This is a genomic window from Thermoanaerobacter thermocopriae JCM 7501 (assembly GCF_001310975.1).
In the GTDB taxonomy this organism is placed as follows: Bacteria; Bacillota; Thermoanaerobacteria; order Thermoanaerobacterales; family Thermoanaerobacteraceae; genus Thermoanaerobacter; species Thermoanaerobacter thermocopriae.
In genome coordinates this window covers 1-13,462 of sequence record NZ_BAZY01000044.1, presented here as the reverse complement: position 1 = coordinate 13,462, position 13,462 = coordinate 1, and the positions used below count along the sequence as shown (strand labels likewise).

Genomic DNA, 13,462 nt, shown 5'->3' with positions numbered 1-13,462 from the left:
GTATTTTCAGTAAGACTAAGCAGGAATCCATTAGGGTGGAGCAGAGAAGGATTAAAGCTAATGGCGAAATTAAGGGTATTCAGCAAGAATGGAGGAGACTTAAGAGAAGTAGAATGGGGTAAGAAAAAGAATATAAATGAAGGAAGTTACAAATTAACGAAGAAGCAAATAAAAGAGGCGGTAAGGAGAGTTAAAACGTCTACAAATGAAAAAATAAATAATATTACAGTTTTGAATATAGGGAAAGTGACGCCAATATATAGGATTTTAAGAGCAATAAAATACGTGCAAGTCATATAAAGAACATGATAAGACGAAGCCCTGAATTAAGTAAATTACAGGGGTTGTCTTAAAAAAATCCTACAGTATCTTGACACTATCAATAATTTATCCACCTATTGACAAAAAAATATTAATGAGTTAATATTTCGATGTATAAAATATTTTGTATTAAAAATTTTTGAGGTGAAAATTTATGAACAAAGATTGTGATATTAAGCTTTTATATGACCTGTTTCGTATAATTAGACAAAAACTCAATAATCAACTGAAAGCAAATGACCTCTCTGAGTTTCAAAAAGACCTCACAATTGGAGAACAACAAGTAATAATAATTTTAAGCGAAAATAAAAGCAATCCAATGTATATGAAAGATATTGCTTTAGAATTAGGTATTTCCCCCAGCACCCTTACAAGTATAGTAGACAAACTTGTAGAGAAAGGGTTAGTTCAAAGGGACTCTGATTTGGAAGACAGAAGAAAAATACAAATTTCTTTAACAAAAAAAGGCCAAGATCTTTATAAACATTTAGCAATGTTTAGGGAAAAAATTTTGCAGCCAATTTTTGAAAAACTCTCTCCTCAAGAATTAGAAACATTAAAAAACATATTACAAAAAATCAAAGAAGAACTATAAATTTTGAGGGTGGTGTTTATGAAAAATACTGTTAAAACATTAATAATAGTCACAGTAATTTTAGCAATTGTAGCTTCTACCGTTTATGCAATCTCTATAAAAAACAAAAGCGCTACTTCCACTGTAGAAGTAAATGCCGCTAAAGTGGAAAAAGGTGAAATAGTCTCTTTAATTTCCACCACAGGGGTAGTAGAATCAAAGTCCAAACAAGAATACTACATTTTATCTCCCACCAAAGTATCAAAAGTTTATGTATCTGTTGGAGACAATGTAAAAAGAGGAGATAAACTTTTGGAATTTGAAACACAAGATTTATACATACAATATCAAATTGCCCAAAAACAGTTGGAAATAGCACAAATGCAACTTGATGCACTAAAAAAATTAAAAGAAAAACAGTCACAACAATCTCAAGTCGCAGCTCAACTTCCAAATACCTCCTTGCCACAACAACTCCTTCGGGAGAAAGTACAGTACAACAGCCCTCCATTTCTCAGATGCAAACTACTTCTCTTAGCCTTGATGACCAAATAAAACTCCAACAAAAACAAGTAGAAATTGCAGAACTAAATCTTAAAAGCATAAAACAAAGTATGGACAAACAACAAAAATATATTACTGCTGAATTTGATGGTACTGTAACTGTTGTAAATGCTAAAAATAACAGCTATTTTACCTCATCTCAATTTCCTGCTATAACAGTAGAAGACTTAAACAATTTGCAGATTACACTGGATGTAAACCCCTATGATGCGGTAAATTTAAAAGAAGGTCAAAAAGCCTACATACATTTTGCAGATAAAACCTTTGAAGGAGTAGTAAGTAAAGTGAGTCCAACTGCGACAAAAGTAATCACTCAAACAGGTGGAGATAATGTCGTAAAAGTTATGTGGACCTCTTAAGCAATGATGGCACAATAAAACCAGGTTTTAATGTAGATGTCGACATAAAAATTGGCGAAAAAAAAGGTGTAATAAAAGTTCCATCAGAAGCAATCGTAAGTGATAAATATGGTAACGAATTTGTGTATGTAGTAGAAAATGGCATAGCAAAACAAAGGAAAGTGAAAAGTGGACTCGTTTCTGATTTGGAGACAGAAATCATAAAGGGAGTAAATGTCGGCGAAAAAGTCATACTAAATCCCACCAGTTCTATCGAAGATGGTACAAAAATCATAATAAAGGGCGGGAAAGACTGATGATTGAATTGAGCAATGTAAGAAAGGTGTACAATCTTGGAAAAGTCCAAGTGAATGCATTAAAAGGCGTCTCTTTAAAAATAAATAAAGGTGAATATGTAGCAATTGTTGGTCCCTCTGGCTCTGGTAAATCTACTTTAATGAATATAATTGGTCTTTTGGATAAACCCACATCTGGAAGTTATAAGCTCAATGGAACCGAAATATCAACGTTAAATGATGACCAATTAGCTTATTTAAGAAATCGCCAGATAGGTTTTGTTTTTCAATCTTTTAACCTTTTGAGTAAATTAGATGCACTGTCAAATGTAGAACTGCCAATGTTGTACGCTAAAATACCAGCAAAAGAGCGTAGAAAAAGAGCAATAAAAGCTTTAGAAATAGTGGGATTAAGTGAAAGAATACACCACAAACCTAATGAACTCTCAGGGGGACAGCAACAAAGAGTAGCAATCGCTCGTGCTATTGTAATGAATCCTTCTTTTCTATTAGCTGACGAGCCAACAGGAAATCTCGACACAAACTCCAGCATTGAGATAATGAAAATTTTTTATCAACTCAATGAATCAGGTACTACAATAGTGATGGTTACCCACGAACAGGACATAGCAAATCACGCAAAAAGGATACTTCGCATAAGAGATGGAAATATTATAGAAGATACCCCTATCGCAAACAGAATAACTTATTAGCAGGTGATAAAGGATGTATATTTTAGAAGCCATAAAAGTAGCAATTGACAGTATATTAAGTAACAAATTAAGAGCTTCTTACAATGTTGGGGATTATAATCGGTATTGCTTCAGTTATAACAATAGTGTCTTTAGGAGCAGGCGGTCAAAAAGCTATTTTAGGCGAATTCGAAAAAATCGGCGTTAGTGTATTTTCTATCAAGACGAAAAATAATGTTGAAATAAGAGAAAGCGATAAACTGACTCTCAAAGATGTAGAAATGATCAGAAAAAGACTTTCTTCGGTAAAATATGCGGCGCCAATTACAGAAAAATTTGGACTCGCTAAAACGGATAAACTTACCAAGAGGGCTATTTTTATAGCAACAGATTTTGATTATGGAAATGTCTCTAACATAAAAATAATCTATGGCCGCTTTTTAAATGAAAAAGATATTCTCATGGGTAGAAATGTGGTACTTATTGATAAAGACTCTGCAAAAGAACTTTTCGGTTATGAAGATTGCGTAGGAAAAACTATTAAAATAGGCAGTTCTTCTTCCTTTGACACAGCAAAGATAATTGGCGTTATTGACAGTGGTAATTTAAAAAGTTTAGGAGGCTCAATAGCTGACCAAATACCTGTAATAGCTGCAATTCCAATAACTTACGCACAAAAAATCTTCCAAGACGTAGATATCTCACAAATTTACGTAATGACCTACAACCAAAACCAATTAGATGAAGCCTCCTCTCAGGCTGTGCGCTTAATAGAATCACTTCATCACAACAAAGATAAATACGAAGCAGAAAACCTCATCGGTTTCCTAGAAGAATTCAACAGAATATTAAGCATATTTACGGCAATCATAGGAGCAATTGCTGGTATATCGCTTATAGTAGGTGGAATCGGAATTATGAACATAATGTTGGTTTCTGTAACTGAACGTACCAGAGAAATTGGAATAAGAAAAGCCATAGGCGCAAGGCAAAAAGACATTTTAATGCAATTCTTAATTGAGGCTGTCGCAATTTCTCTCTTAGGGGGTGCTATAGGTATTTTCTTCGGTTATATTTTATCAAACATCATTGGTCCTTTTATAAATATAACCCCTATCATCTCTATAAACACAATATTAATCGCTTTTCTTTTCTCCTCAGCAGTAGGAATATTCTTTGGAATATACCCTGCACAAAAAGCAGCTAGACTCGACCCAATCGTAGCACTCAGATACGAATAAAAGCAAGAGGTAAATCACCTCTTGCTTTTATTCCCTCAAAAACAAATTAATTCTCTTTTCTTTTCCAATTGTTGAATACTCCCCATGACCCGGATATATCACTACGTCATCTTCCAATACCAAAAGCTTGTTCTTTATAGAATCCATTAAAGTATCAAAATCCCCACCAGGAAAATCATATCTTCCTATCGAGCCTTTGAAAACAGTATCTCCTGTAAAGCAGACATTGTCAATTTTAAAACACACTCCGCCTTTTGTATGACCTGGAGTGTGTAGACTTCTATTGTGTATTTTCCAAAATATAAAATATCGCCACCATTTAATAAGATATCTGCGGCACTGCACTGTATTTTTTATAGACCATTTTAGATAGATTTAAACTGGGGTCTAAAAGCATGGGAGCATCTTCTTTTGAAATAGCAACTTCTGCTTGAGTAACTTTCCTTAGCTCCTCTACTCCACCTATGTGTCAAAATGACCATGAGTGAGTAAAATATATTTTACTCTTAATTCGTTAATACCAATATAATCTTGTATTTCAGATGAATATTCCCCTGGGTCTATTACAATTGTCTCCCTAGTTTCCTCGTCAGAAACAATATAACAATTGGCTTTATAAAGTCCTACCACATACCTTTGTATTTTCATAAAATCACTCCATTAAAACACTTTTTTAGAATCAATGAGAATTGTAACTGGTCCGTCATTTTCAATTAATACTTTCATCATTGCCTGAAATATACCTGTTTTGACACTTACGCCTCTTTTTTCAATCTCTTTGACTAATAAATTAAAATACTTCAAAGCTTCTTGTGGTTTTTGAGCCATCATAAAGTTAGGTCTTCTGCCTTTTCTCACATCTCCAAGCAAAGTAAATTGAGAGACAAGAAGGACTTCTCCTCCTATATCTAAAAGAGACAAATTCATTTTTCCTTCTTCATCTTCAAAGACCCGCAAATTCACTATTTTATCTGCCATGTACATTACATCATTTTCATTATCATCAATAGATATACCAACCAAAACAACAAATCCTTTACCTATTGAACTTACCATTTCTCCACCTACACTTACTTCTCCGCGACTCACCCTTTGAACAACAGCTCTCAAAAAATCACCTCTATGCACTTAATCTGTAAACGTCCATTACCCCTTCCAAAGCTTTCAACTTATTCATAACTCTTTCCAGTTGGTCTTTTGAAATAATCTCTAAAGTTAAGTTAATAATTGCAATATTGTCTTTTGTTGTTCTAGCATTGACAGCCTTTACAGCAATTTTTACATCTGCAAGAACACTAGTAACATCTGTCAAAAGTCCAAATCTATCACTAGCCATAATCTGTATATCAGCTTGATAAAAGATATTTCTATCTTGATCCCACTCAACCTCTACAATTTTGTTTCTATCAAAAAGATATTCTTTTACATTGGGACAATCTTTTCTGTGAATAGAAATTCCCCTTCCTTTAGTAACATAACCTATTATTTCATCCCCTGGAACAGGAGAACAACATTTTGCAAACCTGACCATTACATTGTCTACACCTTTTACAATAACCCCCGTTCCACCTGTTTTTTCTTTTTTCTTTCCACCTTATCAGCCGGGATAGATTTCATGCCTACTTCTTTTTGAGATTTTTTAATTTCTTCTTTAATTCTCGGTATTACCTGATTTAAAGTTAATCCTCCATATCCGATTGTCGCATATAAATCCTCCATTGTGTGAATATTGAGTTTTTTAAGAACTTCCTCCCATATTTCACTTTTTATCATAGCAGGTTGCAATCCATGTCTCCTTAATTCTTTTTCTATCATTTCCTCGCCGCGAGTGATATTTTCTTCTCTTTTTTCTTTTTTAAACCACTGCCTGATTTTGTTTCTCGCTTGAGAACTTTTGACAATTTGTAACCAGTCTCTGCTTGGACCTCTGTCTTTATTTGGACTCACTAATATCTCTACAATATCACCGTTTTTCAATTGATAATTTATAGGAACCAATTTACCGTTTACTTTAGCACCATTTAATCTATGCCCTATTTCAGTGTGTATGCTGTACGCAAAATCAACAGGTGTCGACCCTGCTGGTAAATTTATCACATCCCCTTTGGGAGTAAAAACAAAAACTTCATCTGTAAACAAATCAATCTTTAATGTTTCCATAAACTCTTTTGCATCTTTTAATTCTTTCTGCCATTCCAAAAGCTGTCTCAGCCATGAAAGTTTTTGGTCAAATTTATCTTCTGTAGTCTTGCCTTCTTTGTATTTCCAATGGGCTGCAATACCATATTCTGCAGTTTTATGCATTTCCCAAGTTCTTATTTGTATTTCAAAAGGTTCTCCTTTAGGACCTATTACTGTAGTATGAAGGGATTGATACATATTAGGCTTTGGCATAGCAATGTAATCTTTGAATCTGCCAGGAATTGGTTTCCACAAAGTATGCACAATTCCTAATACGCCGTAACAGTCTTTTACAGTGTTTACAATTATCCTTACTGCTAACAAATCGTAAATTTGGTCGAAGCTTTTATTCTGTGTTTTCATCTTTTTATATATACTGTAAAAGTGTTTGGGTCTACCATCTACCTCTGCTTGTATTCCCATTTCTTTTAGTTTCTCTTTAATTGTAGTTATGATATTTTGTATAAGCTCTTCTCTTTCCTTTCTTTTTGCAGCTACCTTTTCTACAAGGTCATAGTATTCATCAGGATGCAAGTATCTCAAACACAAGTCTTCTAATTCCCATTTTATCTTGGATATTCCAAGCCGATGAGCAATAGGAGCATATATTTCTAAAGTTTCTTCCGCTTTTTCTTTTTGTTTGTCAGGAGGCAAATATTTGAGAGTCCTCATATTGTGAAGCCTGTCAGCCAGTTTTATGAGTATAACCCTAATATCTTTTGCCATTGCTATGAGCATCTTTCTCATGTTTTCAGCCTGTTGCTCTACTTTGCTCTTGTATTCTATTTTTCCCAACTTTGTAACACCATCAACCAAATCAGCAATTTCTTTGCCAAATTTTTCCAATAGCTGCTCATAAGTCACATCTGTATCCTCTATTACATCATGCAAAAGTCCTGCTGCAATAGTAGTAATATCTAATTCCAGGTCAGCTAAAATATATGAAACTTCTATGGGATGAACAATATATGGTTCTCCTGAGTTTCTCATTTGGCCATCATGAGCATTTACTGCAAAGTCATAAGATTTGTAGATTAAATCTAAATTTGCTTCATCACCCATATAATTTTTTATCCTATTTATCACTTTGTCCAACATATTTACCACACCTTATAATTAAAGTGGCTTAAAGCCACTTTATAGATTAAAACTTTATTAGTGAAATTATATCATATCCGTCAAGCTTTTTTCTACCATCTAAAAAAGTTAACTCACTCAAGAAAATAATGCAGTCTACTATTCCACCCAATTTTTCCACAAGTTTTGCAGAAGCATAAATTGTCCCACCAGTCGCTAGTAAATCATCAACTATTACAACCCTTTGCCCCTCCAAAATAGCATCTTTGTGTATTTCTAGTGAATCTATCCCATATTCCAGTTCATATTCATAGCTTAAAGTTTCTGCAGGTAGCTTTCCAGGTTTCCTGACAGGGACAAATCCCACACCCAACCTATAAGCTAAGGGAGCTCCAAACAAAAAGCCTCTTGCTTCTGGCGCTGCAATGAGGTCAAATTTTCTGCCATCTAAAGCTTTAGCTAACATTTCGATAGAATAACCAAAAGCTTGCGCATTTTTTAAAACAGGTGTGATATCTTTAAATTTTATTCCTTTTTTAGGAAAATCAGGAATTTCTCTGATCATCTGTTTGATTTCTTCTAATGTCATCACAAGACCTCCTTAAATTTTCTGGCTAACAAGGAACTTGGCAAATTCAATAAACTCTTTTTTAGCTGAGAATATCCTTTGCATTATTTGAGTTTGTTCAATATTAACCTTTTGTGGCACGGAATTTTTGCTTAACATAAAAATATTATCACGTTCTTTTACATTTATCAATCCTATTTCTTGCATTGCTTTTATGCAAAATAAAAATTTTATTGGATTTAAATTCAGATGCGGATGTAAATGTTCTTTAAATAAAATGGTGTTTCCTTTTTCTATAAATTTGTAAAGTTTAATAAAATCTTTTCTCTGAGGAAAAATTTCATCAAAAGATTTTAAGTTATAATATATGTCTGATTCATTAAAGACTAAATGAATCTTTTTTCCTTGTGAATGATAAAGGATATAATAAAAAATTTCTTTTTTAAAAGGTATATCGTAAATAATTATGTCGTCATAATATTTAAGTGGTTCTAAAGAATTCGTAAAAAATAGTATGCCATTTTCTTTTTTGCAATTCATATTACAAAAAAGAAAAATTAACAAACTTTTCTTTTTTGAGATATCTAAGTAATGACTTAAGTTCTACAGCAGTATTTACTATGACAGCTGTTTTGCTTTCCCCTTTAAAAAGTTTGAGCACATATTCCCACTTATTATTAATTCCTCTTTTATCAATTATATAATCAACTTTTCTATTTATTTCTTTTTTCTCTAGCTTGTATTCTATCATGATTTTACTCAAGTTTTTATAGTAGGAAAATAGAGGCAACTTAACTCTTAAATCTTTTACGTTTATGATTACTGACTCTATTCCATTCCAAGTATTTATTTCAACACTTCCTACAACATCTATTATATCCCCTATTTTTATATCGTTTCTTTTTTCTGCTGTATCGAACAACATAAGTTCATAGACAAATTTTCCTTTTTGGGCGATGATCTTTTTGTGTCTTCCACTATTTAAATCAAATATTTTTGTAACTGTTAAACCCTCAAATAAAAAATTAGGCCGCGGATTATTGCTGCCAAAAGGTTTAAGCTTTTGAACTTGCTTAGCTATTTCTATATCTATCTTTTCATTTTTAACCTTTGCCTCTATTTTTAAACTTGGGATTAAATCAAGTTCACTAAGCACAGTATCAGCGTATTCATTTATTTTTGCTTTAAAAATCTCCAAATTGTTTTTCTCAATATTTATTCCAGCAGCCATTTCATGACCGCCATATTTTATCAAATAATCTTTACAGTATTCTAATGCTTTATATAAATTAAAGCCTTCTATGCTTCGCCCCGAACCTTTGCCCTCCTCTTCCCCTAAACTTATAAGTATAGAGTCTATGAAACCTTTCTGTTATCCGAGAGGCTACAATTCCAATAACACCCGGATGCCAATTTTCATCCCACAGTACAATTACTTTTTCTCTATTCAAATCAACAGTCTCTTCTACTTTTTTGATTGCTTGTTGAAGTATTTGATTTTCTATCTGTTGTCTATTTAAGTTTTCCTGGTTTAAATATTCTGCTATCTTTTCTACTTCTTCTTTACTATGGCTTATCAATAATCTGACAGCCGCTTCTGCACTTTTGAGCCGACCTGCGGCATTAAGACGAGGGGCTAAGATAAATCCCACATGATATTCGTCAATTTCAACATTTTCTAATCCAGAAGCTTTTATGAGGGCTTTTAAACCTATATTTTGTGTTTCATTTAGTCTTTTTAGCCCTTCTTTTACAATTATTCTATTTTCTCCTAATAAAGGAACAATATCTGCAATCGTACCAATTGAAACGATATCCAAAAATTTATGAGCTTCTTCTCCAATAAGAGCTTGTGACAGTTTAAAAGCAACCCCTACCCCTGCCAGGTCACAAAAAGGATATTCAATACCAGGCAAATGGGGATTTATCACCACATCTGCTTGTGGTATCTCTTTAGGGATACTATGATGGTCAGTTATTATTACATCTATTCCCAAGATTTTAGCTTTTTCCACTTCCTTAACAGAGGTTATACCACAGTCTACACTAACTATAAGTTTTGTTCCCCTCTCTGCAATTTTGTCTATTGCTTCTTCATTTATACCATATCCTTCAACTAATCTTTCTGGTATGTAATAATCCAATTTTGCCCCTAATTTTTTAAGGTTAAATATAGGATAGCAGTGGCAGTAATCCCATCAACATCGTAATCCCCATAAATGGTGATTAGATCCTTCGAGGCAATATGTTGTTGTATCAATTCTTTTGCTTCTTTTATTCCCCTTAAAAGATAAGGAGAGTGTAAATCTTTTAAATCAGGATTTAAAAAACTCTTAACTTCATGGAGGTTTAATCTTGATGCAAGCATGTCAGCAATTATTTTGGATAATCCATAAGTTTTTTGTATCTCTTGAGACAATTGAGAGTTTTTACTCTCTTTTAAAATCCATCTGTAAATTTTAGGCATCAAATCACCCACAAATTCTCCTATTTTTTTCTCCTCTCAATTATAAAGATTCGGTAGAAAACCCACAAACACAGAAATAAAGCAACTACATAACCAAAAAGTCCTAATACATTGTAACCAAAAACTTTATATCCCCCTTGAAATGTCAAAACCAGTGAAGAAGCTACAATTAACGCTGATGCTATAATACTTATAATAACCTTATTTACCATAATATTTAAGTCATAGCGCAAACTTCCATCTTCATCAAGGTTTATTCTAACCTTTATATCGTCTTTTATAAGCTTTGTCATTATACTTTGGATTTTGGAAGGAAGTTTTCTCAACACTATTATTGTTTTATGTAAATCTTTCGAGTTTTCTTTTAATATTTTTGTTAAACTAATGTTTCTCAAATATACTTCTTTTATAAAATCTTTAGCTACACTAGAAATGCTAAAGTCAGGATCTAAGCTCCTGCCAACGCCTTCTACTGTAGCTAAAGACTTTAAAAGTAAAGTAAACTCTGGAGGTAAAATCAGCTTATGCTTATAAACAGTTGTCATTATTTTTCTCATTGAATCATTAACACTGATATTTTTTAGAGGAGTACTGTAAAAATAATTTATTATATGGTTTAAATCGGATTTAAGGGTCCTAATATTAGTACTAGGCCTTATGGCGCCCACATCCGACAAAATTTCTACTACTTCCTCAATATCATTCTCGGCAAAAGCTCTGAAAAGTTCAATTATCATTTCCCTTGAGGATTTATCAAGGTAGCCTACAATTCCAAAATCTATATATGAAATTTTGCCATCATTTGTGATTAAGATATTGCCAGGATGAGGGTCACCATGGAAAAGGCCAAATTCATAAACTTGCAAAAATATAGCCCATGCTCCATCTCTTGCAACTTTCTTTAAATCGAAGCCTTTTTTAACAAGTAAATCCCTATTTTTTACACTTATGCCTTCTACGTACTCCATTGTGAGAACGCGTTTTGTAGTGTATTCCCAATATACTTTAGGTATGTATATATAATTTTCTTTCTCAAAATTCTCTCTAAAGCGTTCGGCATTATTCCCTTCTTGCGTGTAATCTAATTCATTGAAGAGAGATTCAGCTAATTCATCAACTATTTCGACAAAGTCCAATGGAGAATCAACTATGCGCTCGTTCAAAATTTTAGCAATACTTTTCAGAATTATTATATCAGCATTTATCTTTTGGGATACCTCTGGACGTTGTACTTTAACAACAACATCTTTCCCTTCTTTAATTTTTGCCCTATAGACTTGTCCAATAGAAGCAGAAGCAATAGGAGTTTCATCAAAATAAATGAAGAAGTCCGATATTTTGCCTTTTAACTCACTCTCTAAAATATTCTTTATTGCTATAAAGTCCTCTGGTTCTACCTCATCTTGAAGTTTTGCAAGTTCCAATAAAATATCATGAGGAATAAGGTCTCCTCTTGTACTTAAAAGCTGTCCCATTTTTATAAAAGTAGGGCCTAATTCCTCTAAAGTTTTCCGAATCCTCTCTCCAACTCCCATGTAATCATGATTTTTCAATATATGAAATGGGATATGCCTGCCGTTTAATAAAATCTCAGAAATAAAGCCAAACCCATTTTTAGTTAAAATCCTTAATATCTCCCTATATCTTCTAGTAATATTTTTATTTCTAAAAATAAAAGACAAATTCATTTTTTCACCTCATAGAAATATAGTAGCACTATTTCTCAAAAGATTATGCCACTATATTTTTTGTATTATTCATAAGCTTAGGCTTTTACAGGTTTATTAGAGGTTCTTCTCCTTTTTTCTCTATTCTTAATTAATACCCAAAGAGGAGTAGAAATAAAAATTGAAGAATACGCCCCTGATACTATTCCAATAAGCAAAGGTAGTGCAAAATCTTTTAATGCCTTAGGTCCTAAGAAATACATTAAAACAAGCATAATCAACGTAGTCAACGTTGTATTTATTGACCTTGTCATTGTCTGATTTACACTAACATTTGCAATTTGTGAATAATCGGATTTTTTCATAATTTTTAAATTATCCCTTATTCTGTCAAAAATCACAACAGTATCATTAACAGAATAGCCAAATACAGTCAAAACCGCTGCTATAAAAGGAGCATTAATTGTTATGTTAAAAATAGTATATATGGAAATTAGTATAAACACATCGTGGAGTAAGCCAATAATTGCAGCCCCGCTCATCTCAAATTCAAACCTAAATCCTAAATAGATAAACATTGCAACGGAAGCCAACAATAAAGCACCTATCATTCCAAATTTTATTTCTTCACCTAAAGAAGGTCCTACTTGCTGTGACATTATTAAATCATTTTCTGTTAAGTTATATTTTTTGTAGATATCTTTTATTATTGAAAGTCGAATTTCATTGGCAATAGGACTTGTCTTAATTGAGACTTCATCACCTTTTGTCCCTATTTTTTGTATTTGAAAGTCTTTAACTTTATATCCGTTTAAAATTTTAATTATATCATTCGGATCAAAAGGCTTACCAATTCTAACCTCCATTATTGTTCCACCAGTAAAATCTATGCCCCAATTAAACCCATTTATAAACATTGCTATTACTCCAATCAAGATTACAATCCCTGAGATTGCAAACCAAATCTTGGTTTTTGAAATTACATCTATATTAAATCTATACTGATTCACTCAATCTCCCTCCTATGCTCCATAAACTTTTATATCCCTTGTCAAATCCATCTCCAGAAGTGCATGCAACAAAAATCTTGTTACAGTTATAGCTGTAAAGAAGCTGGATATAACACCTATTAAAAGTGTCAAAGCAAAACCTTTCACATTTCCAGAACCCATGTAAAAAAGTATAATAGCACCAATAATAGTAGTCATATTAGCATCAAAAACAGCTGTAAAGGCTCTTCTAAAACCTGCGTCTAAAGCAGCTCGTAAACTTTTACCTGCCCTTAGTTCTTCTTTAAATCTTTCAAAAATTAAAACATTAGCATCAACAGCCATACCAATTGACAATAGAAAACCTGCAATTCCTGGTAAATCTAAGGTTATATTAAATAAAGCATAGATTATTAAATTTATTAATATATATATTATAAGGGCTAGATCTGCCATTATTCCTGGTAATCTATAAAAAAGCTGCCAT

General features: G+C 32.7%; 12 protein-coding genes and 3 pseudogenes. 7 read left to right on the top strand and 8 right to left on the bottom strand.

Annotated elements, in window-relative coordinates; all coding sequences use genetic code 11:
• The 7 genes from JCM7501_RS11565 to JCM7501_RS11545 form a co-directional block, all read left to right on the top strand.
• On the top strand, nt 1-300 hold a 300-nt coding region (locus JCM7501_RS11565), incomplete at its 5' end, for a UPF0236 family transposase-like protein (RefSeq protein ID WP_173571594.1).
• Between the two features lie 175 nt (nt 301-475).
• Entirely contained in the window at nt 476-916 is a 441-nt protein-coding gene (locus JCM7501_RS11560; RefSeq protein WP_012995098.1) for a MarR family winged helix-turn-helix transcriptional regulator, read from the top strand.
• Nucleotides 917-934: 18 nt separating this feature from the next.
• Complete coding sequence (locus JCM7501_RS16770) at nt 935-1,450, top strand: efflux RND transporter periplasmic adaptor subunit (RefSeq protein WP_256201446.1); 516 nt, start codon at nt 935-937, stop codon at nt 1,448-1,450.
• Nucleotides 1,405-1,818 (top strand): HlyD family efflux transporter periplasmic adaptor subunit, encoded by a 414-nt coding sequence (locus JCM7501_RS16765; protein WP_256201447.1) that lies wholly within the window; start codon nt 1,405-1,407, stop codon nt 1,816-1,818. The genes JCM7501_RS16770 and JCM7501_RS16765 overlap by 46 nt, the downstream gene beginning before the upstream one ends.
• Nucleotides 1,806-2,114: an efflux RND transporter periplasmic adaptor subunit gene (locus JCM7501_RS16760; protein ID WP_256201445.1), complete on the top strand. Its 309-nt coding sequence runs from the start codon at nt 1,806-1,808 to the stop codon at nt 2,112-2,114. The genes JCM7501_RS16765 and JCM7501_RS16760 overlap by 13 nt, the downstream gene beginning before the upstream one ends.
• The gene (locus JCM7501_RS11550; RefSeq protein WP_028992248.1) at nt 2,114-2,806 is read left to right on the top strand and encodes an ABC transporter ATP-binding protein; all 693 of its coding nucleotides are present in this window, start codon (nt 2,114-2,116) and stop codon (nt 2,804-2,806) included. The genes JCM7501_RS16760 and JCM7501_RS11550 overlap by 1 nt, the downstream gene beginning before the upstream one ends.
• Before the next feature lie 83 nt (nt 2,807-2,889).
• The gene (locus JCM7501_RS11545) at nt 2,890-4,026 is read left to right on the top strand and encodes an ABC transporter permease (protein WP_256201444.1); all 1,137 of its coding nucleotides are present in this window, start codon (nt 2,890-2,892) and stop codon (nt 4,024-4,026) included.
• A 27-nt stretch (nt 4,027-4,053) separates the two neighbouring features.
• On the opposite strand, the pseudogene JCM7501_RS11540 reads toward JCM7501_RS11545, so the two are convergent.
• From JCM7501_RS11540 to JCM7501_RS11505, 8 genes and pseudogenes are all read right to left on the bottom strand, one after another.
• Nucleotides 4,054-4,674: pseudogene (locus JCM7501_RS11540) on the bottom strand (MBL fold metallo-hydrolase).
• A 12-nt stretch (nt 4,675-4,686) separates the two neighbouring features.
• Complete coding sequence (gene dtd, locus JCM7501_RS11535; RefSeq protein WP_012269278.1) at nt 4,687-5,136, bottom strand: D-aminoacyl-tRNA deacylase; 450 nt, start codon at nt 5,134-5,136, stop codon at nt 4,687-4,689.
• A 10-nt stretch (nt 5,137-5,146) separates the two neighbouring features.
• Nucleotides 5,147-7,305, bottom strand: a pseudogene (locus JCM7501_RS11530) (RelA/SpoT family protein).
• Between the two features lie 46 nt (nt 7,306-7,351).
• Complete coding sequence (locus JCM7501_RS11525; protein WP_012995092.1) at nt 7,352-7,873, bottom strand: adenine phosphoribosyltransferase; 522 nt, start codon at nt 7,871-7,873, stop codon at nt 7,352-7,354.
• 12 nt (nt 7,874-7,885) lie between these two features.
• Nucleotides 7,886-10,331 (bottom strand): annotated as a pseudogene (gene recJ / locus JCM7501_RS11520) (single-stranded-DNA-specific exonuclease RecJ).
• A gap of 8 nt (nt 10,332-10,339) precedes the next feature.
• Entirely contained in the window at nt 10,340-12,007 is a 1,668-nt protein-coding gene (ubiB, locus tag JCM7501_RS11515; RefSeq protein WP_012995090.1) for a 2-polyprenylphenol 6-hydroxylase, read from the bottom strand.
• Between the two features lie 77 nt (nt 12,008-12,084).
• Nucleotides 12,085-12,996 (bottom strand): protein translocase subunit SecF, encoded by a 912-nt coding sequence (gene secF / locus JCM7501_RS11510; RefSeq protein WP_028992251.1) that lies wholly within the window; start codon nt 12,994-12,996, stop codon nt 12,085-12,087.
• A gap of 12 nt (nt 12,997-13,008) precedes the next feature.
• A partial coding sequence (locus tag JCM7501_RS11505) for an MMPL family transporter (protein WP_156202122.1) occupies nt 13,009-13,462 on the bottom strand: 454 nt, incomplete at its 5' end.